This is a genomic window from Nocardia brasiliensis (assembly GCF_011801125.1).
GTDB classification, from domain to species: Bacteria; Actinomycetota; Actinomycetes; order Mycobacteriales; family Mycobacteriaceae; genus Nocardia; species Nocardia brasiliensis_C.
The window spans coordinates 843,937-864,371 of sequence record NZ_CP046171.1; the positions used below are offsets into that span (position 1 = coordinate 843,937).

At 69.0% G+C, this 20,435-nt stretch carries 20 protein-coding genes; 6 read left to right on the forward strand and 14 right to left on the reverse strand.

Going from position 1 to position 20,435, the window contains the following annotated elements:
* Window positions 1-22 precede the first annotated feature (22 nt).
* The 3 genes from F5X71_RS04025 to F5X71_RS04035 all read left to right on the forward strand — a co-directional run bounded on the left by F5X71_RS04025 (window position 23) and on the right by F5X71_RS04035 (window position 4,010).
* On the forward strand, window positions 23-2,332 hold the full coding sequence (locus F5X71_RS04025) for an ATP-dependent DNA ligase (protein WP_167460727.1): 2,310 nt from the start codon (window positions 23-25) through the stop codon (window positions 2,330-2,332).
* Window positions 2,333-2,432: 100 nt separating this feature from the next.
* Window positions 2,433-2,612 carry an antitoxin gene (locus F5X71_RS04030; RefSeq protein WP_167460728.1) on the forward strand — a complete coding sequence of 60 codons (180 nt, stop codon included), beginning with the start codon at window positions 2,433-2,435 and terminating at the stop codon, window positions 2,610-2,612.
* 99 nt (window positions 2,613-2,711) lie between these two features.
* Window positions 2,712-4,010: a lipase family protein gene (locus F5X71_RS04035; RefSeq protein WP_167460729.1), complete on the forward strand. Its 1,299-nt coding sequence runs from the start codon at window positions 2,712-2,714 to the stop codon at window positions 4,008-4,010.
* Between the two features lie 68 nt (window positions 4,011-4,078).
* Here F5X71_RS04035 and F5X71_RS04040 read toward each other — a convergent pair whose 3' ends face one another.
* The 5 genes from F5X71_RS04040 to F5X71_RS04060 all read right to left on the reverse strand — a co-directional run bounded on the left by F5X71_RS04040 (window position 4,079) and on the right by F5X71_RS04060 (window position 10,078).
* Complete coding sequence (locus F5X71_RS04040) at window positions 4,079-4,699, reverse strand: ammonium transporter (RefSeq protein ID WP_342803757.1); 621 nt, start codon at window positions 4,697-4,699, stop codon at window positions 4,079-4,081.
* 251 nt (window positions 4,700-4,950) lie between these two features.
* Complete coding sequence (locus F5X71_RS04045) at window positions 4,951-5,628, reverse strand: DUF1345 domain-containing protein (RefSeq protein WP_167460731.1); 678 nt, start codon at window positions 5,626-5,628, stop codon at window positions 4,951-4,953.
* A 55-nt stretch (window positions 5,629-5,683) separates the two neighbouring features.
* On the reverse strand, window positions 5,684-6,424 hold the full coding sequence (locus F5X71_RS04050) for an energy-coupling factor transporter transmembrane component T family protein (protein WP_167460732.1): 741 nt from the start codon (window positions 6,422-6,424) through the stop codon (window positions 5,684-5,686).
* Between the two features lie 34 nt (window positions 6,425-6,458).
* Entirely contained in the window at window positions 6,459-8,588 is a 2,130-nt protein-coding gene (locus tag F5X71_RS04055) for an ABC transporter ATP-binding protein (protein WP_167460733.1), read from the reverse strand.
* A gap of 32 nt (window positions 8,589-8,620) precedes the next feature.
* The gene (locus F5X71_RS04060) at window positions 8,621-10,078 is read right to left on the reverse strand and encodes a flavin-containing monooxygenase (RefSeq protein ID WP_428981447.1); all 1,458 of its coding nucleotides are present in this window, start codon (window positions 10,076-10,078) and stop codon (window positions 8,621-8,623) included.
* Between the two features lie 173 nt (window positions 10,079-10,251).
* On the opposite strand from F5X71_RS04060, the gene F5X71_RS04065 reads away from it, so the two are divergent.
* Window positions 10,252-11,310 carry an AraC family transcriptional regulator gene (locus F5X71_RS04065; RefSeq protein ID WP_238815706.1) on the forward strand — a complete coding sequence of 353 codons (1,059 nt, stop codon included), beginning with the start codon at window positions 10,252-10,254 and terminating at the stop codon, window positions 11,308-11,310.
* A 160-nt stretch (window positions 11,311-11,470) separates the two neighbouring features.
* On the opposite strand, the gene F5X71_RS04070 is transcribed toward F5X71_RS04065, so the two are convergent.
* The 3 genes from F5X71_RS04070 to F5X71_RS04080 all read right to left on the reverse strand — a co-directional run bounded on the left by F5X71_RS04070 (window position 11,471) and on the right by F5X71_RS04080 (window position 13,640).
* Window positions 11,471-12,196, reverse strand: a complete 726-nt coding sequence (locus tag F5X71_RS04070) for a phosphodiesterase (RefSeq protein ID WP_238815707.1) — start codon at window positions 12,194-12,196, stop codon at window positions 11,471-11,473.
* A gap of 74 nt (window positions 12,197-12,270) precedes the next feature.
* Window positions 12,271-13,050, reverse strand: coding sequence for a metallophosphoesterase (locus tag F5X71_RS04075; protein WP_167460734.1), 780 nt, complete (start codon window positions 13,048-13,050; stop codon window positions 12,271-12,273).
* 152 nt (window positions 13,051-13,202) lie between these two features.
* Complete coding sequence (locus F5X71_RS04080; protein ID WP_167460735.1) at window positions 13,203-13,640, reverse strand: MarR family winged helix-turn-helix transcriptional regulator; 438 nt, start codon at window positions 13,638-13,640, stop codon at window positions 13,203-13,205.
* A gap of 86 nt (window positions 13,641-13,726) precedes the next feature.
* Here F5X71_RS04080 and F5X71_RS04085 point away from each other — a divergent pair, with 86 nt between their 5' ends.
* A complete protein-coding gene (locus F5X71_RS04085) occupies window positions 13,727-14,374 on the forward strand; it encodes a TIGR03086 family metal-binding protein (RefSeq protein ID WP_167460736.1) in 648 nt (215 codons plus the stop codon).
* A gap of 28 nt (window positions 14,375-14,402) precedes the next feature.
* Here the strand turns inward: F5X71_RS04085 and F5X71_RS04090 are convergent, their stop codons facing one another.
* The 4 genes from F5X71_RS04090 to F5X71_RS04105 form a co-directional block, all read right to left on the reverse strand.
* Window positions 14,403-15,140 (reverse strand): RluA family pseudouridine synthase, encoded by a 738-nt coding sequence (locus F5X71_RS04090; protein ID WP_167466199.1) that lies wholly within the window; start codon window positions 15,138-15,140, stop codon window positions 14,403-14,405.
* 54 nt (window positions 15,141-15,194) lie between these two features.
* Entirely contained in the window at window positions 15,195-16,202 is a 1,008-nt protein-coding gene (locus F5X71_RS04095; RefSeq protein ID WP_167460737.1) for an adenylate/guanylate cyclase domain-containing protein, read from the reverse strand.
* Between the two features lie 141 nt (window positions 16,203-16,343).
* Window positions 16,344-17,504, reverse strand: coding sequence for an alpha/beta fold hydrolase (locus F5X71_RS04100; RefSeq protein WP_167460738.1), 1,161 nt, complete (start codon window positions 17,502-17,504; stop codon window positions 16,344-16,346).
* A 167-nt stretch (window positions 17,505-17,671) separates the two neighbouring features.
* Window positions 17,672-18,445: a hypothetical protein gene (locus F5X71_RS04105; RefSeq protein WP_167460739.1), complete on the reverse strand. Its 774-nt coding sequence runs from the start codon at window positions 18,443-18,445 to the stop codon at window positions 17,672-17,674.
* Window positions 18,446-18,489: 44 nt separating this feature from the next.
* Between F5X71_RS04105 and F5X71_RS04110 the strand changes: the two genes are divergently transcribed.
* Complete coding sequence (locus F5X71_RS04110; protein WP_428981448.1) at window positions 18,490-18,654, forward strand: hypothetical protein; 165 nt, start codon at window positions 18,490-18,492, stop codon at window positions 18,652-18,654.
* Window positions 18,655-18,697: 43 nt separating this feature from the next.
* Here F5X71_RS04110 and F5X71_RS04115 read toward each other — a convergent pair whose 3' ends face one another.
* On the reverse strand, window positions 18,698-20,059 hold the full coding sequence (locus F5X71_RS04115) for a hypothetical protein (protein WP_167460740.1): 1,362 nt from the start codon (window positions 20,057-20,059) through the stop codon (window positions 18,698-18,700).
* Between the two features lie 2 nt (window positions 20,060-20,061).
* Complete coding sequence (locus F5X71_RS04120; RefSeq protein ID WP_167460741.1) at window positions 20,062-20,424, reverse strand: PadR family transcriptional regulator; 363 nt, start codon at window positions 20,422-20,424, stop codon at window positions 20,062-20,064.
* Window positions 20,425-20,435: the final 11 nt, after the last annotated feature.

Sequence of the window (20,435 nt, forward strand, 5' to 3'; positions counted from 1 at the left end):
CCCCGCCGCTAAAATCGTCGATATGGCCGCCCGCCGGAACTTCGGTGGTATCGAGGTTGAGCTGAGCAACCTCGACAAAGTGCTGTATCCGGCCACCGGCACCACCAAAGGCGAAGTGATCGCCTACTATTCGGCGATCGCGCCCGCCATGCTGCCGCATATCGCCGGGCGCGCCGTCACCAGGAAACGCTGGCCCAACGGCGTCGACGAGCCCTCCTTCTTCGAGAAGAACCTGCCCTCCCACGCCCCGTCCTGGATCGAGCGGCGTACCGTCCGGCACTCCGATCGCACCGTCACCTATCCGCTGATCGAATCCGAGGCGGGGATGGCCTGGCTCGGCCAGCAGGCGGCGCTGGAAGTCCATGTGCCGCAATGGCGTTTCGACGGTGACGCGCCGGGCCCGGCCACCCGGCTGGTGTTCGACCTGGATCCTGGACCGGGCGTCGGGCTGGCCGAATGCGCGCGGGTCGCGCTCGCGGTGCGCGACATGGTCGAGGACATCGGCCTGCACGCGTTCCCGGTAACCAGCGGTAGCAAGGGAATTCATCTCTACGTACCGCTGGACCGGGAGTTGCGCGGCAGCGGCGCGTCGACCGTGGCCAAACAGGTCGCGACGAACCTGGAGAAGCTGCATCCCGATCTGGTGACCGCCACCATGTCGAAATCCGTACGCGGGGGCAAGGTTTTCCTCGACTGGAGCCAGAACAACCCGTCCAAGACCACGATCGCGCCGTACTCGCTGCGCGGACGCGAGCATCCGACGGTGGCGGCCCCGCGCGGCTGGCACGAGCTCGAGCGCCGCAAGAAGCTACGGCACCTGCGTTTCGACGAGGTGCTGGCCCGCTATCAGTCCGATGGTGATCTGCTCGCGGAGCTGGACCCGGCACTGCCGCACCGCAATACGGCCTCGGCCGAATCGGGCCCCGATGCCCTGGCGAAGTACCGATCGATGCGCGACCCGGCGCGCACCCCCGAGCCGGTCCCGGCCGAGCGGCCGGTCCCGGGGGCGGACAGTCGCTTCGTCGTGCAGGAACACCATGCGCGGCGGCTGCATTGGGACGTGCGGCTGGAACGGGGCGGGGTGTTGGTGTGCTGGGCGGTGCCCAAGGGCCCGCCCACCTCGTCGAAGCAGAACCGCCTCGCCGTGCACACCGAGGATCATCCGCTGGAGTACCTGGATTTCCACGGCACGATCCCGAAGGGGCAGTACGGCGGGGGCGAGATGACGATCTGGGACTCGGGCACCTACGTCACCGAGAAGTGGCGCGACGACGAGGTGATCGTCCGTTTCCACGGCGAACGCCTCAACGGACGCTATGCGCTCATCCAGACCAACGGCAACCAGTGGCTGATGCACCTGATGCGCGAGCAGCACCCGGACGAGCCGGAGTCGAACGGCGCGGACGCGGCGCCGACGGGACGGATCATCCGGGTGCCGAGCGGGCCGTCGCCGTTTCCACGCGGCCTCGCGCCGATGCTCGCGACACCGGGGGACGTCGCGGACCTGAAGGCCGACGAGTGGTGTTTCGAAACCAAATGGGACGGCTTCCGGCTGATCGCCGAGATGGCCTCCGGCACGCTGACTTTGCGCAGCAGGCAGGGCAATGTGGTGACGGCGCGCTATCCGGGCATCGCACCGCTGGCCGAGGAACTGGCCGGGCACGAGGTGGTGCTCGACGGTGAGGCGGTGGTGTTCGACGACCACGGCGTCGCCAATCTCGGACTGCTGCAGGCCGATGCCGCGCGGGCGGTGTTCGTGGCCTTCGACGTCCTGTATCTGGACGGTACTTCCCTTGTCCGGAAACGATATTCGGACCGGCGCCGGGTGCTGGAGGCGCTCGCGGGGACCGCGCCGTCGCTGCGGGTGCCGCCGCGGTTGGACGGGCCCGGGGAGACCGCCGTGCGCTACAGCCAGGACAGCGGCATGGAGGGCGTGGTCGCCAAGCGCAAGGATTCGGTGTACCTGCCCGGTAAGCGCGGGCATTCCTGGGTGAAGCAACGCAATTGGCGCATCCAGGAGGTGGTGGTCGGCGGCTGGCGGCGCAGCGAAGCGCGCGAGTTCAAGTCGCTGCTCGTCGGGATTCCGTACGAGGGCAGGCTGATCTACGTCGGCCGGGTCGGTACCGGCTTCAACGACGACGACCTGCGGGAGCTGGCCGCGCGGCTCGGCAAGCTGGAGCGCAAGACGAGCCCGTTCGACAACGACCTGCTCGCCGAGGAACGTAAGGAGGCGGTGTGGGTGACGCCGAAGCTGCGCGGCTCGGTGCGGTTCATGAACTGGACCGAGACGGGCAGGCTGTGGCACCCGGCGTGGCTGGGACCGCAGGACTGACGATGTGATCGTTTTCGCGCTCGTCGTGCCGCGGCGGTGCGGGTTCGCCTGGGTAGGGTGGGTGCCCGGTTGAACTCAGCGCGACTACGAGGAGTGCACGGTGGACTTCAAGAACCTGGCAAGCAAGGCGCTCGACCTGGCCCAGCAGAATGCCGACAAGGTGGAGACCGTCATCGACAAGGCGGGCGACGTCGTCGACCAGAAGACCGGCGGCAAGTTCGCCGGCCAGGTGGACTCCGCGCAGGAGGCCGCGAAGAAGGCGTTGCGCAAGCAGGACTGAGCCGGCCGAATATGTCGGTCGGGCAACGAATTAGGGGTTTCGGCGAAACATCCGGCGAGTGCCGGTCGGGACGGGCGTGGGCAAGGTAGGTTGCCTGCCATGGCGACTCCGGGTGGGATCGGTAGCGGGGCAAGGTTCGTCGGCGCGGCAGCATCCACCCGGACGCGCAGATCGGTGCGCGTCGGCCTGGTCAGACTCGGATTAGCGGCCGCGGTCGCGCTGCTGACGGCGACGCCGCTCGGTGCGCCGGGGACGGCGCGTGCCCAGATCCCGCCGCCGGACGCGGACCCCTTCTACGCGGCCCCCGCCGACCTCGCCGCCTACGCCGACGGCGCGATCGTGGACTCCCGCCAGACCGCGTTGTTCGGTCTGCCGCTGCCGGTTTCGACCTGGCAGGTGAAGTATCGGAGCACCGACGCCGAGGGCAACCCGATCGCGGACATCGCCACCGTCATGGTGCCGACGCGGCCGTGGCCCGGCCCTGGACCGCGGCCGCTGCTGTCGTATCAGATCGCCGAGGACAGTCTCGGCACGCGCTGCGCGCCGTCCTACGCGCTGCGCGGCGGTGGCGATCTCGGCGGCGCGCAAGCCCTGATCGACACCCCGTTCATGGCCGATGCGCTGCGCCGCGGCTGGGCGGTGGTGACCAGTGACCACGAGGGACCGCAGGCCCGGTTCCTGGACGGGGTCAACTCGGGCCACGGTGTGCTGGACGGCATCCGGGCCGCACGCGCACTGCCCGCGGCCGGTCTCGGGCCGCAGACGCCGGTCACGGCGTGGGGATATTCGGGTGGGGCGTTCGCGACGCTGTGGGCGGCGCAGTTGCAGCCGCGCTACGCGCCCGACATCCGGTTCGCCGGCATCGCCGCGGGTGGCCTGCCGTCGAACTGGCCCGCCATCGCCGAGCACGTGGACGGTACCGGCCAGGCCGGGCTGGCCGTGCTCATCCTGCTCGCGGCGATCACCGATCAGCCGAGCGCCGGTGTGGCCGACCTGCTCAACGACCGCGGCCGCGCGATGCTGGCCGCCGACGGCAACGCGTGCGGTCCGGATCTGGTGACGAAGTACGTCGGGGCACGGGTCGACGACTACGCCGCGGTACCGGACCTGCTGTCGCATCCCACCTTTCGCGCCGCCACGGCAGGCCAGGAGCTGGGCGAGCCCGCTCCGGTCGTGCCGATGTACCTGTACCACAGCACCACCGACGACGTGATCCCCCCGGCAGGTTTCACCGATCTGGTGGGCCGCTACTGCGCGCAGGGTGCCGACGTCACCTTCCACGATTCGCCACTGCCCGGCCACAACCCGGCCGCGGTGGGCGAAGCGTTCGGCGCTATGGACTACCTCGCCGCCCGCGTGGCAGGCGTCCCGGTGTCACCCGGCTGCCACCCGCGCTAGCCCGCCGCCGCGCAAAACGAAGCGGCGCGCACCGGCACTCGGCCGGTGCGCGCCGCTTCGGGTGCGCGTCAGTTCTTGGGGCTGCCGTCGTTCATCCACTTGGTGGTGCCCGGCGGGGCGGTCAGGGTGCTGATCAGGTCGATGCCCGCGATGATCAGCGTGGGCCCACCGGCGATGATGGTGCCGATGATGCCACCGACCGCCGCGCCCGCCAGCACGCTGGCGATCACCGTCGGGCCGCCGAGAATGCCGGTCAGGCCGACCAGCGCGCCGATCGCGGTGCCGATGAAACCACCGACCGCGGTGGCGATGCCGAACTGCGACAGGAACGCGTCCTGGGCGCGCTGATTCTCATACGGCGAGGCGATCTCCGTCGCGGGCACCGGACGGGCCTTCGACGCGTCCTTCACCACGGTTAGCTCCAGGGTCCGGCCCGCATCGTTGATCGCGTGCGGTAGCGGATATTCCATGCCGTCCTGCCGGAAGGCCAGCGGCATGGTCACGACGGTATTGCCTGCCTCGTCCTTCACCGCGACCGCGGCGCCGGAGACTTCGAACGATCCGCCGGTGAGCGTGGTGATGATCTTGTCGCCCACCAGGTTCGACGTGTAGCCGATATCGTTGGCCGCCGCGGCGGGTGCCGCGTACGAGGTGCCCGCGCCGACGGCGACCGCCGCGACGAGAGGCATGGCAGCCGCAGTGATCTTGCGGAGAATCATTCGGGTGTTCCCATCTTCATCAGGTTTCGAGCATTGGAGAACGCCGCGCACGCCGAATTTCCTTCCCCCACTGCGGTGCGCGGACCACCATGTGATGCAAACAACAGCTACTCCACAGATAACTGTACCGCCCCGAACGCGATCGGCCCGAAAAATAGGGGGTGTTCTTCCGGTTTAAAATTCGCGAGTTATGTTATAGCCGTTGGCTATTCACGTAGAACTCAGCGCAGAACGTTGACCGCACGGGCGATGACCAGCGCCGCGAGTACGAGCGAGATCGCCGACTGCGCCATCATCATCGCCTTCGCCCAGCGCGTCATCGGCATCACGTCGGTCGGGCTGAAGGCCGTGGCGTTCGTGAAAGACAGATACAGGTAGTCCATGAACTGGGGCTCCCAATCCGGGTCGGTCAGTTCCGGGTTCTGCATCTGAACAAACAAGAAGTCCGGCAATGGTTTTCGTGCGTATGCCCGAGCTGCCGGACCACCCCGATCGAACTCCCAGTAGCCGAGTCCGAACACCACGACGTTGGTCAGCCAGATCGCGGCCCCGGAGCCGAGCAACCGCGCTGGATCGTCGCTGAGCGTCCCGTCGATCAATCCCATGACCAGGTGATATGCCGAATATGCGGTGGCGATCGCGAGCAGGCCGACCAGTATCAGCCCGCCGAGTCGCAGCCAGTTCTCCGCTTTGTCCCGCCGCAGCGGGTCGGCGACCGCCAGCACGACCGCCAGCAAACCCTCCAGTACGGGCAGCAACCAGCCGGGCTCCGGCAAGAACCGGTCCGGTAGCGCGATCTGTAATCCGATCATGGCCAGCACGGCCACCGACGTCGCGAGCCGGGATTCCCCGGTGGTCCTGCGCTGCCAAGCCGGTATCGCGTCGTCGCCGTCGCTCATCCGGTCAGTATCGCCCGCCGGCCGGCCGTGTTCCGGGAGGCGAGGCGGTCGCGGCCTAGAGCAACGCGAGACCGAGGGCGAACGCGCCGCCGCACACCGCGAACACGATCGTCAGTGCGATGGCGTCGCGTCGTCCCGGTGCGCTTGGGTGGGCGGCGAGCTCGCCGGTGCCGCCGCGCGCCGAGATCGCTTCGCCGAGTTCGCCTGCGCGCCGGGTGGATACGGCCATGGCGGCGGTGAGGATGTCGATCAGCACGTTCTCGGTGGCCAGATAGAGCGCGCCCTCTTTGGGCCGGAGCTTGCGCGCGGCGCGCAGCACCCGGATCTCGTCCATCAGCAGCGGCAGACCACGCAGGGTGAGCGCGACGACCACGGCCCATTCGTCCACGGGCACACGGAGTTTGCGCAGCGGCGCGCCGAGCTTGGCCAGCGCGGGCGCGATATCGCTCATCGGCGTCGTCCAGGCCACCAGGAAGGACGCGGCCACCATGATCAGGCCGAAGATCGTCACCTGGGCGTAGCGCAGCAGAGCCTGACCGCCGACCGGCAGGTTGATCAGTGCGCCTGCGACCAACAGTGCCCAGAACCACCAGGGCAGCCGGGGCAGGGTGCCGAGGGGCAGCCGGGCCACCACCCCGATGAATATCAGGAAGGCGATCAGGATGCCGAGCACCGGCCAGGTCGGCAAGACCATCAGCAGCAGGCTGATCACGAAGGTCGCGATCATCTTGGTGCCCGCCCAGAGCCGGTGCACCGGACTCTGCACCGGCACCTGCCGAAACAGCACGAGGCTCATCGGCGCACCTCGCCGGGTGTCGTGGCGTGGTCCATCATCGACCTCCGTGCTCGAGGCCCCACGCCGCGTCGCCGGGTCGGGTCGCGGGCGAGGCGGGGTGCGGATCGGATTGGGGTGCGGCGGTTTTCGGCGCCGGTGCGACCTCGGTCGCCGACTCGGCGGCGAGCAGCCGCCCGGCCCGCAGGTGCACCGTGCGGTCGCACACCGCGGCCATATCCGCGACGTCGTGCGAGATGACGATCAGGGTCAGGCCGGAATCGCGCAGCCGCGCAAGCAGTTCCACGATATCGGCGCGACCCTCGGGATCGAGTCCGGCCAGCGGCTCGTCCAGCACCACCACCTGCGGGTGGCTGGCCACGATCGCCGCGAGCACCACCCGCTTGGCCTGGCCGCCGCTGAGCTCCTCGATGGACCTGGCCGCCAGCGAGCGATCCAGGCCGACGGCGTCCAGCGCGCGCCCGACCGCGCCGGAGCCGGTCGCTCGCCCGCCCCAGTCCGCGATCTCCGCGCCGACCGTCTGCTTCTGCAACTGCAACCGCGAATGCTGGAACGCCAGCTCCACCCGGCCGATCTGCTTGGTGATCGACTTGCCCGCGAGTTCGCAACGGCCGGAGCTGGGTTCGATCAGCCCGGCCATGATCCACGCGAGGGTGGACTTGCCGGATCCGTTGCCGCCGACCACGAGCAGCGCCTCGCCGCGTCGCACCGTGAGATCGACCGAATCCAGCGCCGCTGCCTCCCACGGCGTGCCGCGGTTGTAAGTGTGTCGGACGCCGCGCAATTCGAGCAGGGTCTCGCCCATCGGCCTGCGCCGGGCGTCGCGGGCCGGCCGGGGCCAGGCGGGCAGGCTGTCCACCGCGCGGCCGTCGGCCAGATGCACAACCCGGTCGGCCGCGTCGGCGTCGGCCTCGTGGTGGGTCACCAGCACCACGGCCATGCCGTGTCGTTTCGGCAGTGCGGCAAGCAGTTCCACGAGTTCGCGGCGGCCGTCGGGATCGATCATCGAGGTCGCTTCGTCGGCGATGAGCAGCGCTGGCTTGCGCGCCAGCGCCGCGGCGACCGCGAGCCGCTGCTGCTGCCCGCCGGACAGGGTCGCGGTCTCCTTCGCGCCCATTCCCGCCAAGCCGACCTCGCCGAGCAACGCCTCGACGTCCACCTCGGCGGCGAGATCCGGTGGCAGGCCCCACACCACGTCGTCGGCGACGAGCACACCGAGGGTCTGGCTCTCCGGTCGCTGCATCACCAGCGCGGTGCCACCGGGGTGGCCGAGCCCGGCCGAGCCCGGCCGTTCGACCGTCCCGGAGGTGGGCGGTAGGCCGGCGAGCAGGCGGGTCAGCGTCGACTTGCCAGAGCCGTTGTGCCCGACCACTGCGACGAACTCGCCGACGTCGACGGTCAGGTCGATATCGCGCAGCGCGTCGCGATGAGCCTGCGGGTAGCGGAACCCGGCGCCCCGCAAGCTCACCGGCAGCGGTCCGATCGGCCGGTCGTCGGGCGGTGCGTCGAGCCGGTCGGTGCCGGGCAGCCAGGCCAGCCGGTCCAGCACCGAGCCGAGCACGAACCAGGAGAACATCGTGGTGGTCACGATGCCGAGCGCGGCGCCGCCCCCGACCCACAGCCACCACCAGCGCAGCACCGAATCGGTGAGGTCGGCCGCGGCCCGGCCGAGCGGTTCCAGCTGGGGCTGGCGCGCCGCGAGATCCTGGATGCCGCGCGAGGCGTTGCGGATGTTGTCGAACAGCAGATTGCGCGTCGCGGTGACCACCTGGAGAAAGCCGACCGAGAAGGCGGCCCAGGCCAGCCCGGCCAGCACCGAGAGCCCGAACACCGTCGCGAAGCCGCCGCCGCGGCGCTTCTGGACGCCGATGATGCCCGCGACCGTCGAGGTCATCAGCAGGCCGATGGTGGCGAGCAGGCCCGTCGCGACGAAGGTGACCATGGTGGCCGCGATCGCGGCGGTGAGCAGCGCGCGCAGCCGGAAGCGGTGCGCGATCATGCCCATCGGCACCGCCGCGACCAGATTCAACGCGGCGGCCATCGGGATCACCGAGCCGACGGTGACCAATCCCACGGTCGCGCCGCCGAGCACCGCACCGGTGGCCAGCTCGATCGGACGCAACGGCCCGTGTTCGGCCGGTTTGTCAGTTCTCGGCAGTCCACTCACGGCACAAGTCTGCCACCCCGCGCCGGGTCGGCTCAGTCCGCGGAGGTGAGGGTGTAGTCGGCCGGGTTCAGGGTGCGGAGGCGTCGGCGGTAGCTGGTCTGCGAGCCGGGCCAATTGTTGGTGATGCGGCCCGCCGCGTTGCGATACCAGCTCGAGCAGAAGTTCCACGGCGTGCGGGCCAGCCGTCGCTGGAGCGCGTCGTTGAACCGTTGCTCCCGCTCGGCGCGCACCTCGAGCCGCCGTCCGTCACCGAGCAGCGCGACCGCCTGCCGGATATAGCGGGCCTGGGATTCGATCATGTAGATGATCGAGCCGACCCCGAGGTTGGTGTTCGGGCCGTAGATCAGGAACAGGTTGGGGAACTCCGGCACGGCGATGCCGTAGTAGGCGTGCGCCCCGTCGGCCCAGACGTCGGCCAGCTTGCGGCCCGCGCGCCCGTAGATGTCCATCGGCCAGAGGAATTCGGTGCCCTTGAAGCCGGTGCCGTAGATGATCACGTCCGCCGGATGCACGGTGCCGTCGGCGGTGCGCACGCCCTGCGGCACCACCTCGGTGATGGCGGTGGTCTCCACGCGCACGTTCGGCTGGGTCAGGGCGGGGTAGTAGTCGTTGGAGAACAGCCCGCGCTTGCAGCCGATCGGGTAGTCGGGGGTGAGCTCGGCGCGCAACTGTGGATCGGTCACCTGCTTGTGCAGATGGCGTTCGGCGATCCGCGCCACCAACCGTGCGATGGCCGGGAACTCCACCAGGCCGAGCGAGACGAACTCGGCGATCGCCCACCAGCCGAACCGCTCGACCAGCAGCGCACCGGGCAGGCGGGCGAACAGCTTGTGCTGGATCGGCGAGTAGTCGGTGTCGAACTTGGGGAGTACCCAGGCCGGTGTGCGCTGGAACAGGGTCAGCTCGGCCACCCGGGGCTGGATCTCGGGGATGTACTGGATGGCGCTGGCCCCGGTGCCGATGCAGGCGACCCGCTTGCCGGTCAACTCCACGGTGTGCTCCCACTGCGCGGAATGGAACGCCGCGCCCGCGAACGTGTCGAGTCCCGCGATATCCGGCAGGGCGGGCCGGGACAGCTGGCCGACCGCGGGGATCAGCACGTCCGCGGTGTGTGCGGCGCCGTCGGCGGTGTGCACCGTCCAACGCGCGGTGGCGTCGTCGAACTCGGCGTCGCTCACCTCGGTGCCGAAGCGGATCGCGTCGAGCACGCCGTTGCGTTCGGCGACCCCACGCAGGTAGTCGTGAATGGCGCGGCGCCCCGAATACCGCTGCGGCCAGTCCGGCTTCGGCTCGAAAGAGAACGAGTACAGCGGGGACGGCACGTCGCACGCGGCGCCGGGATAAGTGTTCTCCCGCCACACCCCACCGAGATCGGCGGCCCGCTCCAGCACGGTGACATCATGAAACCCGTTGCGGCGCAACTCGATCGCCATCCCTATGCCACCGAACCCCGCACCGATGATCAACACCGACGGCCGCCGACCCATCATGTGACCCTCCGCACAATCGAAGCTCCCTCCACTCTAGGACCCCACCACCCATCCAATCGAGAAATTCGGCCACATAGGACGCGGGCCGCTTGGAGCGCTTGCGAGTCACGAATGTGCGAGGCTGCTTGGAGCGCTTGCGAGTCACGAATGTGCGAGGCCGCATACTGTGCGCTGTGGAGCGGGTGCAGGATCCGGGAATCCGTGACTGGAACTTTCCGCGCGGGATAGCCAGCGTGGCGCTGATGGTCGCCTACGCGGGGGAGTGCGGCGTGCCTGTCGGGCGCATGCTGGCGGGGACCGGTCTCACCGAACCGTTGCTGCGCGACCCGGACGCGCAGATCGCCGCGCATGTGGAGCTCGCGGTGATCCGTAATCTGGTCCGCGAGCTCGCCGACCGGCCCGCGGTGGGGGTGGAGGTGGGCCGCCGCTATCGGATCACAACCTTCGGCATCTTCGGTTTCGCGTGCGTCAGCAGCCCGACCCTCGGTGAGGCGATCTCGTTCGCGCTGCGGTATCTGGAGCTGAGTTTCACCTTCTGCCTGCCGGTCGCCGAGTGGCGCGAGGGTGAGTTCGTGGCCTGGGTGCACGACGAGTTGATTCCCGCCGACGTGCGTCAGTTCCTGGTGGAGCGCGACGTCACCGCCATGCATCAGGTGATGAGCGATCTGCTCGGCAGGCAGCTGCCGCTGGCCAGGGCCGAATTCCGGTTCCAGGAACCGGCGTACGCCGACCGGATCGAAGCGGTGACGGTGGTGCGGCCGCGGTTCGGGCAGCCACGCAATCTGTTCGCCATCGACCCGGCGGTGCTGGATCAGCCGCTGCCCCAGGCGAACGAGCAGACCTGGGCCATGTGCCTGGCCCAGTGCCGTGATCTGGTGCACCGCAGGCGCGCCCGTACCGGCATCGCCGCCGAGGTGCGCGCGCTGCTGGTGCCCGGCGGTCTGGAGGGTTTCGCCGCGCCGCCCGGAATCGATTCCGTCGCGCGCGATCTCAACATCAGTACGCGCACCCTGCGCCGTCATCTGGACGCGGCGGGCACCAGCTACCGTGCCCTGCTCGACGAGGTGCGTCGCGCGCTGGCCGAGGAAATGCTGACTACCACACCGCTTTCGGTGAGCGATGTGGCGATCCGGCTCGGCTACGCCGAATCGTCCACCTTCATCTACGCCTTCAAACGCTGGACCGGTTCGACCCCGGCCGCCTACCGCCGCGAACGCGCACTACGCCGCTGACCCCAAGAGCGCGCCCCGCCGCCGCCCCGTGAGCGCGCGCGGCACCGCTGCCCCTTGAGGCGCGCGGCACCGCTGCCCCTTGAGGCGCGCTACGCCGCTGACCGTGAGCGCGCGCTGCGCTGCTGGCCGGTGCGGGTGCGCTGGGTCGGCGTGCGTCGCGTCAGGACTCTTCGCCGCGGCCGGTGCGGCTGCCCGCGTAGGCGAATTCGCGGATCTTGCCGACGGCGCGCGGGAGCAGGTCCACACCGTCCGGGGTGTTGAGCATCGGATCGTAGAAGTCCGTTCGATGCTCGTGCGGTTCGGCCGGGCGCAGGGTCAGTTCGGCGAGCCGGAAGGTCGGCGTCGCGAGCCCGCTCGCCGTGAGCTCGAACGATATGGCGTTGTCGCGCAGGTGCTCCCGCAGCTCGGCCAGCGAGGCCGAGGTGGGCTGGTCTCGGTCGGGTTCGGCGAAAAACCAGGTGGGCGCGGAGTTTCCGACCCGGTACGGCATCAAGCTGCCGTATCTGGCGTGCGCCCAGCCACGGGCGGGTGTGATGGCGAACCGGCCGAGCGTGCCGCGCCCGGTGGTCGCCAGCGCGAAATCCCATGGCCGGTCTTGGCGGTCGAGCACGCGGAAGGCGAAGCCGAGCACATCGGGCAGCCCGCCCGGGAGGCCGACGCCTTTGGAAAGTCGTGCGATGACGGCGCGATCCCCTTCGCCGAACAAGGTGGCGAATTCGCCTTCGGCACGCAGGCGACCCGACAGTGCCAGACCGTTCGGATGAAAAACCCTGGCTCGCCGCAGCCGAGCGCCCGCGGCGAAGGCGGTCCGCACCGCCGACGCGGCAAACCCATCAGCCGCGGGCCGGTCATCGCGCATCGAATCGCTCTGTGCTGCCGTTGCCATCGGAGTTTCCTTCTGCTCGAGGGACACTGCTATCCCTCGACTGCCCGGCCTCGGCGTGGCTAAACGAACGGTGCTCAGCTCGGTGGCACGTCGGCCCGGCCGCCCATCGGCACGCTGCGGAAATGCGTTGTCAGTCCGTGTGTTTCGTCGATGATGTGCAGAGCGACCGCAGGGTCCGGCGCGTAGTCCATCACGTGGTCCGGCGGGTCGAGTTCCCATTCGCCGCCGAGCACAGACGCGGTGCTCGGCGCGACGAGCAGCGGCCGGCCCGCGAATGTCGTGGTGGCCGAGGAATGGGCGTGACCGGTGAGCACGGCGATGACGCGGTCGTCGCCCGCGACGAGCTCGGCAAGCTTTTCCGGTGCCGCCAAGGCGATCTCGTCGACGATCGGGCTGAACAGGTGGGCGGGCGGATGATGCAGTGCGATCAGTACGGGCTTATCCCCGGGTGCCGCCGCGAGCGTGTCGCGCAGCCAGGCGTAGGTGTCCTCGCTCAGCAGGCCGCTCGGTTCGCCGGGAATGCTCGAATCCAGCAGGGCGACGGTTAGATCGCCGATCCGCCGGGTCTGATTGATCGGTTCGGTCGAGGCGGGTTCGCCGAGCAGGACACTGCGGAAGTTCGCGCGATCATCGTGGTTGCCCGGGATGGCGTACACCGGAATGTCGAGGTCGAAGGCCCGCCTGGCCTGCTCGTACTGTTCGGGTTTGCCCGCGTCGGTGACGTCGCCGGTCACCAGGATCACGTCGGGCCTGCGGCGCAGCCCGGTGAGGTAGGCCAGCACTCGATCGACCCGCGCGGCGTTACGGTCGCTGAGATCGAAATGAGTGTCGCTGACCTGGGCCACCAAGATCATCGGCGTTCGCTTTCTCTGTGGGATCGCTCCGTTGCGTCAGAGTGTGCCCGCCTCCCGCGCGCGACACGATACAAGGCTAGTTGACCTGCGCGTTAGCCGTCGCCATGAGCCTTGCCACCAGCACAAACGTGCGCGGTGGTCTGTGTTGACGGTCATACCGTTTCCTCGGTGACCAGGGCGGCCAGCCGTTGCAGCGAGCGCAGGAACACCCGGCGGTCGGCCGCGGGCAGGTGGTCGAGCAAGCGTTGCTCCTGCTCCTGGATATCGCGCTGGGCGCGCTCGCGCAGGGTGTGGCCCGCGGCGGTGAGCGAGACCAGATTGACCCGCCGGTCCGCCGGATCCGGTTCGCGCCGAATGAGTTCGCGCCGCTGCAACTCGTCGAGCACGCCGATGATGCGGGTCTTGTCCGCGCCGATCGCCTTGGCCAGCGCGGCCTGGGTGTAGACGGGTTCCGTGTCGAGTCCGAGCAGGACGGCGTAGCCCCACATCGACAGCTCGTGGCGGGCCAGCACCGGCTGTTCCGCGGCCAGCAGCGCGCGGCCGAGCGGCGCGATCATGGCGGCGAGGTCGGGTCGGCGGGCTTCGGGCATGGCTAGAAAATACTGCTTGCTAGATAATAAGCTCGTGCATACGATATGCTCGTGCTTATTAATTGGGAACTCTGAGGAGGGGCGAGATGTCCATTGATCCGGACACCGGTACGGCATCGCGCACTCTCGACGCCCTGATGCGCGAGGTCGACCTGGTCGCCTTGGACGCGCGAGCGGTGCGTACCAGCGTCGACCTGGTCGATCGGGCGACCGCAGCTGATCTCACCAGGCCGACGCCGTGCGCCGACTGGACCCTGCACGGTCTGTTGACGCACATGATCGCGCAGCATCACGGTTTCGCCGCGGCGGTGCGCGGTGACAGCGATCCGACGGTCTGGAAGACCCGCGCGCTCGGCGGCGACCCGGTGGCGAGCTACCGGGCCGCCGCGACGGAGGTCGGCACCGCGTTCGCCGAACCGGACGTGTTCGACCGGAAGATTCTGCTGGCCGAGTTCAGCGGCGAGTTCCAGTTCTCCGGCGCGCAGGCGGTGAGCTTCCACTTCATCGACTACGTCGTGCACTCCTGGGACGTGGCAAGGACTTTGGATCTACCGGTGCACTTCGACGCCGACCTGCTCGATGCTGCCCACGTCGTGGCCGCGGCCGTCCCCGGCGGTGCGACCCGGCTGGCGCCCGGCGCGGCCTTCGGTCCCGAGGTGCCCTGGTCCACCGGGGACTGTCTGGACCAGATCGTCGCGATGCTCGGTCGTTCCCCGCGCTGGCCCGACGACTGATTCCCGCTATGCCCGTAGGGCCGGTGGCTCAGCGCAGGAGCCGGTCGACCTCGTCGGCGGTCGCCGCCACCGGAAGCCAGAAGCCGGCGTCCGGCGGTGCTTCGAGGGCGAGCTCCGGCGGGGTGCGCCAGGAGGCCGACAGGCCGAGCCGCCAGGAATGCAGGTAGGTGCGCTCGTGGGTGCCCGACTTGTCGAAGAGGGGGTCGCCGACGATGGGGTGCCCGATCCAGGCCAGCTGCACCCGGATCTGATGGCGGCGGCCGGTGATCGGGCGCAGCGCGAGCACCGTGTGCTCCGCGCGGCGCAGCACCGTGGTGAATCGCGTGGTTGACGGGTAGGACTTGGTGTCGAGCAGGTCGGCGTCGTCGACGAACCAGCGGTCGCCGTCGCGCTGAATGCGCTCGCGCGGTGCGGCGATCCGCACCCGGTTCTTGCGCCCGACACTGAGCGGCAGTTCCAGGACCCCGGTCTCGGGCAGCCCCGCCGACTCGACGATCGCCAGATACGCCTTGTCCGCGGTCTGCTTGTTGAACTGCCTGGTCAACTCGCCGTGGGCACCGAGCTCCTTGGCGAACAAGATCAAGCCGGAGGTCACCTTGTCGATCCGGTGCACCGGGTAGAGCGTCTCGCCCGCCGCGGCCGCCAGCTCGACGAGATCGGTGTCGTGCCGCTCGCCGGTGACCGAGATGCCTGCAGGCTTGTGCAACGCCAGGATCGCGTCGTCCTCCGCGACGAGGCAGCGGGCGCGCAGCTCGGACCAGTCCATTTCCACCGGGATGAGGATACGGCCGTGTGATCGCCGGATCGTTGCGTGCCCGGCTCAGCTCTGCTTCTCGTTGCGCCGCAACACATGTGGGCGCAGCCGGTTGAACCCGCGCACCCGCACGCTGCGCAGATTCTTGACGACGAACTCCGGTTCGCCGTCGAGCGCGGCGGCGGCTTCGTCGTCGATCAACACCGTGCCCGGTCGCGCGACGCCGGTGAGCCGGGAGGCGATGTTGACGACCGAGCCGTACAGATCGCCGAAGCGCTGCAGCACCGGCCCGTACGCCACCGCGACGCGCAGCTCCGGGGTGCCGCCGACCATCATGGTCGACTCCTGGATGGCCAGCGCGATCCGGGCCGCGTCGGCGGCGTTGGTCGCGGCGAACATCACCTCGTCGCCGACGTTCTTCACCACCCAGCCGCCGTTCTCGGTGATCGCGGCGGTCGTGGTCGATTCGAACGATTCCAGCAGCAGCGAGAGTTCGTCGGGATGCAGGTGCCTGGTCAGCCGGGTGTAGCCGACCATGTCGGCGAAGCCGACGGCCAGCTCGCGCACGGTTTCCCCGGCGGAGGTGCCGGGGTCGAGTGAGCGCGAGAGCGCCGCGGCGAGGTGGCGGCGCCAGGCGTAGCCGTTGAGCTGTTCGAGCGTGGCGATGGTGCCCTCGGTCGCGCGGCGGACGGTCTCGGCGGGGTCGGCGTCCGGGTCGGCGGCGGCGAGGCGGGCGCCGATCTCGGCGAGCACCAGGTCGACCTGCCACTCGGCCAACCTGGCCATGCCCTGGCCGAGGGTGCGCGCGGTCGCCGCCTGCTGGCGGGCGTCGGCGGAGGACAGCACGTCGAGGGCGCGAAAATTCCGCACGGCCGCGATATCGGCGTCGGTGTAGTCGACGGCGTCGTCGTCGAGCCCGGTGGGGAAGCCGAGCGCGGTCCACAGCCGCTTGGTCAGCGCGGTGGTGCTGTCCGACTGTTCGGCGACCTGGGTGCGGGTGTACTGCCGTGGGCCGTCGAGGAGATAGGCCTCGACAACCGTCTGCACCAGCTCGGACTTCTCGGTGGGCACCATGTCCGTACCTTACGACGGGCCGGGCCGCGGCCGGTGTGAACACCGTCGCAATTGGGTGACCTCACAGCCGCCGGTCACCGTCTTCGGTCACCTCGGCTGATTCCGCCGCGTTGCCCGCCGTTCGTGACGGGCCGCCGCGACCTACGCCGGGGTCGCCTTGATCTGCGCCAGGAAAGCGTCGATGGCCGACCACATCTGGGGATTCAGCTGGGTATGCGTCCCCGTGCCGGTGACCGTGCGGAAGTCGGTCCCACTGGCGGCGAGTTGGGCGGCGAGTGCGCCGTGCAAGGGCGAGAAGACCATTGTGTCGGTGACATTGACCAGCAGCAGGATCGGGGCGTCGTAGCCGGCCGTCGGCACCGTCAGGTAGGAATCGTAGGCAGCGCGAAGGGTGCTGTCGGACAACGACTTCGACAGCAGCTGCCCGATGCCGAGACCGTCCACCCTGGCCTCGATCTCCGGCTTGCACATGGTGGCGATCTCGTCGATCACGGTGCGGCCCAGTGGCGTCAGGAACTGATCCACGTCGACGTCTGGGCGCGCCGCGCGCAGGCCGGCCAGGATGCTGGCGAAGAAGCCGAGCGTCGACTCGGTGTCGGGAACCGCCGGAATGCCCGGTCCCGCAACGGGAAGCAGCTTCTCGACATCGGACTCCGGATCGATCGCGACGGTGCCGCGGAAATCGAGGTCGGGCGCGTAGGTCGATTGCAGGTGACCGGTGCCGAGCGCGGCCTGTCCCCCTTGCGAGAGGCCGAGTACCGACCAGGTCTTCGACAGCTCCGGGCGGGCCGTGCGAGCGGCGCGCAGCAGGTCGAGGGTGGCGGTGGCCTCGGTGCGCACCTCCAGGTACGGATGCGGGCCGGTGTCGAACAAGCCGAGGCCGAGATAGTCGGGCGCCACGACCGCGAAGCCCTGCCCGACGAGATGCCGCATGATGTCGTCTTCTTCTTCGTGCCAGTGCGAGGCGGGCGCGGTGCCGGGATCGGATTCGCCGCCGCAGCCCTGCCCGAGTCCGGTGGTGCCGTGGTCGAACGCGACGATCGGCCAGCCGCCCGCGGGCGGGGTGCCCTGCGGGACGAACAGCGCGCCGCTGGCCCGCCGCGGGGTGCCGTCGGAGCTCGTCATCCAGTAGGTGATGACCGACCCGTCGGCCATCCCGTGCCATCCGTCGGCCTGAGGTGTGGCATTGATCAGCATCCCCGGAGCTTCCGCGCTCGCCGGGGTGGCTTGCAGGGCGAGCGAGATGCAGGCCGTCGCCGTTGCCACGGCGACGGAACTTTTCCAACCACGAACAACACGCATCGAAAGCCCTCTCCACCGTATTGGACGAACGTCCAGTTGAAGACCAGGGTAAATCGGATGTGTATCTACCACATCGTGTGGTGGCGAACTGTAAGCAAACGCACGTTACCTGAGTGTGAGTGGTGAATGCCCGGTTTGTGCCGGATGTCGAGACGTGACCGCCGACGTCAGGTCTGCTGCCGCGCGCGCTCGATCAGCGCCCGCGCTTGTCGTCGGTGCTCGACCGCCGAACGGCCGAGTGCGGTCGCGATTGCCGCGAGATAGTGGGCGACGGGTTCCAGAGTGACAAGGCCGCTGCCCGCGCCCGCGAATTCGGTTGTGGCGGGAAGTAATCGGTCGTAGCACCGGCGCAGCACCGCTTCCTCCCGCAGGCCGATCGCGGCGTGCACGGTGAGGCAGGTGCGCAGTTCGTACAGTAGGTCGTGTGGTGGTTCGGGGGTCGCCCGCAACGCCGTGGCGGCTTCTTCGTGAAGGTCGCTCTGCAGCAGGGATATCGGGCGTATCCAAGGTTCGTACGGCCCGTACTGCTCGCTGGGATCGGTCCCGAGCGGCAGCCCGTGGCGCAGTCGCACGCAGAAGAGTGCGAGGGGGAGTAGTCCCTGCTCGACGCCGGGCATGCCGCTGCCACTGAGGGTTTGCGCCGCGGCACGGTAAGCGGCCTCGGCGGCCACCGGAGTCCCGGTGAGTGCGGTGCGCAGCGCGGCGAACCACTCGGTGAACACCCCGACCATCGGTAGTTCGTATTCGGCGGCCAAACGGTCGGCGGCGGCCGCGTGCTCGGCGGCAGCACGGAGATCGGCTGTCGCACAACTGGATTGGATGGCGATGAGGTGGCCAAGCACCGCGAAGGAGATCAAGCCGTGCGCACCGCCGAGCGCGATGAGCTCGTCCCCGACCCGCCCGCGTGCCGCGCTGAGCCCGGCGTGCTGGAACGTGTGCATGAAACGACCGTTGAGCGCGAACGCCAGCAGCGCCGGATCATCGAGTGCTGCAACAGGATTGGGGCGCGTCTCTCGGCTTCGACGCCGAAGCACTGTGGCGCGCTTGGGCTCCCGACCTGACGCACACCACCGTGAGCTGCGGCCACTTCATGGCCGAGGAGGCACCGGCCACCGTCACCGCCGCGCTGCGCGCGTTGCTGGCCAGATGAACTCGGGGCGAGGTCCGCGTATCCGGCGCGGACCTCGCCCGGCTTACATGAAATCGAAAAGCGGCGGGAACACCAGCACCACGACCCACGCCCAGACCAGGTACACCTCCAGGTATCTCGTCTGCCAGCGCTCGAGTCGCGCGAACGGCTGTTTGCACCGCAGGAACCCGAACAGCAACCACGCCGACCAGGCCAGGTTGGTCAACAGGATGATGTTCTCGCCGAGCGCGGCGATCTTGTTGGGTGTGGAGCCGTACTCGGTGATCCGGCCGGTGATGGCCGCGAGCACCAGCACGTCGATGAGCAACGCGCTGACCACGAGGGCCAGTTGCAGCTTGTCGAACAACCCGGGAGCGGCCTCCGGATCGCGGGCGGAGATGGCGTAGAGCAGCAACCCCAGCACGACGACCAGCAGCAGATCGAACAGGATCAGCACATCGCGGTCCACGTCGATCCCGGTGCTGCTCAGGCCGATTCCGACCAGCAGCGCCAACAGTGCCACCGTGAACAGCGGGGTGAACACTCTGGTGAGCACTGGTGCCATGTTCTCGACCACGCTCTGCTTGGCCTCCACCAACCACGCCGCGACGACCACCGCGGCCATCGCGCCGCACGGCATCAACCACATCGAGACGAAGTCCTCGGCGTCGACCCCGATGGCGTTGAACGTGCCGACGGTGAAGGCGGTCAGCACGCCGCCGCCCAACGCGATGAGCACGAAGTAGACGAACCACTCGCCGGTGAACCGGATGAAATCCATGCGCCTGCGGTCCGAGCGCCATGCGCCGCCCACGTACGCGATGCCGGTCACCAGCCACAGCGCAAGCGGCAGGTGAATGGCGGTGAGTACCAACGATTGTGACGAACTGTCGAGCGGATAGGCGTTCGCGGCCACCGCGCCGAGCACGAACACCAGCGCCAGGACCGCGATGACGCGCGGATCGAGCCTACGCCGGATCGCGAAATACGTTGCCAGCGGCGCGAGCCCGAACAGGGCGATGTTCCTGGCGTAGAGCTCCGGATGCTCGTCGAAGCCAGCGCCGAACAGTGCGGGCGCCTTGATGGCGACCGCGGCCGCCGCCGCACACCCCACCATGGTGAGCAGTGTCGTGCGGTTGCCAGTAGCGGTCGGCGCGTCCGAATCCGGCGTCAGCACAAGCTGTTTCCACAGGCGTCCCGAGTGCTCGCGGGCGAATTCCCGGGACAGCTCGTCTTGACGGCCCATCCGCTTCACCGCGACGAGGAACCCCTCGTCCGGTTTCAGACCGAGGCCGGTCAGCTCCGTGATCGTGCTGCGCAGATGGTCTTCCAGCTCGTCGGTGTCGGTGGTGGCCACCGCGCGTCTGCGCCGCATGTAGCCGCGCCACTGGGCGATCTGTGCCTCGAGTTCGGCGTTGTCGTCCATGGCTACCCCTGCGCCGGGCGCGGGATCATCGGTCCCTGGGTCAGCTGCCAGATCCCGTCGAGGGCCTCGACCACCGCGGCCCACTGCCGCCGATGCTGGGCCAGTTCCCGGCGACCCTGTTCAGTAATGCGGTAATACTTGCGCTGTCGACCACCTTCGGGCGTCTCCCAGAACGATTCGATGTGCGCGATCCGCTCCAGGCGATGCAGCAGGGGATATAACAACCCGTCACTCCATTCCAGCTGCCCGCCGGACAGCTCGCTGATCTGCTTCAGAATCGCGTATCCGTAGCTCTCCTGCTGCGCCAAAATGCCAAGTACCAGCGGCGTAGCCGAGGCCGCAACCAAGTCCTTCGGGATGTGCACGTGGCCTCACC

Coding starts and splice junctions, on each gene's coding strand:
- F5X71_RS04060 (WP_428981447.1), bottom strand. CDS start 10,078: ATGATGGGTCGGCGGCCGTCGGTGTTGATCATCGGTGCGGGGTTCGGT.
- F5X71_RS04115 (WP_167460740.1), bottom strand. CDS start 20,059: ATGGACGACAACGCCGAACTCGAGGCACAGATCGCCCAGTGGCGCGGC.
- F5X71_RS04025 (WP_167460727.1), top strand. CDS start 23: ATGGCCGCCCGCCGGAACTTCGGTGGTATCGAGGTTGAGCTGAGCAAC.
- F5X71_RS04100 (WP_167460738.1), bottom strand. CDS start 17,504: ATGCGTGTTGTTCGTGGTTGGAAAAGTTCCGTCGCCGTGGCAACGGCG.
- F5X71_RS04035 (WP_167460729.1), top strand. CDS start 2,712: ATGGCGACTCCGGGTGGGATCGGTAGCGGGGCAAGGTTCGTCGGCGCG.
- F5X71_RS04090 (WP_167466199.1), bottom strand. CDS start 15,140: ATGGACTGGTCCGAGCTGCGCGCCCGCTGCCTCGTCGCGGAGGACGAC.
- F5X71_RS04075 (WP_167460734.1), bottom strand. CDS start 13,050: ATGATCTTGGTGGCCCAGGTCAGCGACACTCATTTCGATCTCAGCGAC.
- F5X71_RS04050 (WP_167460732.1), bottom strand. CDS start 6,424: ATGAGCCTCGTGCTGTTTCGGCAGGTGCCGGTGCAGAGTCCGGTGCAC.
- F5X71_RS04095 (WP_167460737.1), bottom strand. CDS start 16,202: ATGGTGCCCACCGAGAAGTCCGAGCTGGTGCAGACGGTTGTCGAGGCC.
- F5X71_RS04045 (WP_167460731.1), bottom strand. CDS start 5,628: ATGAGCGACGGCGACGACGCGATACCGGCTTGGCAGCGCAGGACCACC.
- F5X71_RS04040 (WP_342803757.1), bottom strand. CDS start 4,699: ATGCCTCTCGTCGCGGCGGTCGCCGTCGGCGCGGGCACCTCGTACGCG.
- F5X71_RS04105 (WP_167460739.1), bottom strand. CDS start 18,445: ATGCACACGTTCCAGCACGCCGGGCTCAGCGCGGCACGCGGGCGGGTC.
- F5X71_RS04080 (WP_167460735.1), bottom strand. CDS start 13,640: ATGCCCGAAGCCCGCCGACCCGACCTCGCCGCCATGATCGCGCCGCTC.
- F5X71_RS04070 (WP_238815707.1), bottom strand. CDS start 12,196: ATGGCAACGGCAGCACAGAGCGATTCGATGCGCGATGACCGGCCCGCG.
- F5X71_RS04085 (WP_167460736.1), top strand. CDS start 13,727: ATGTCCATTGATCCGGACACCGGTACGGCATCGCGCACTCTCGACGCC.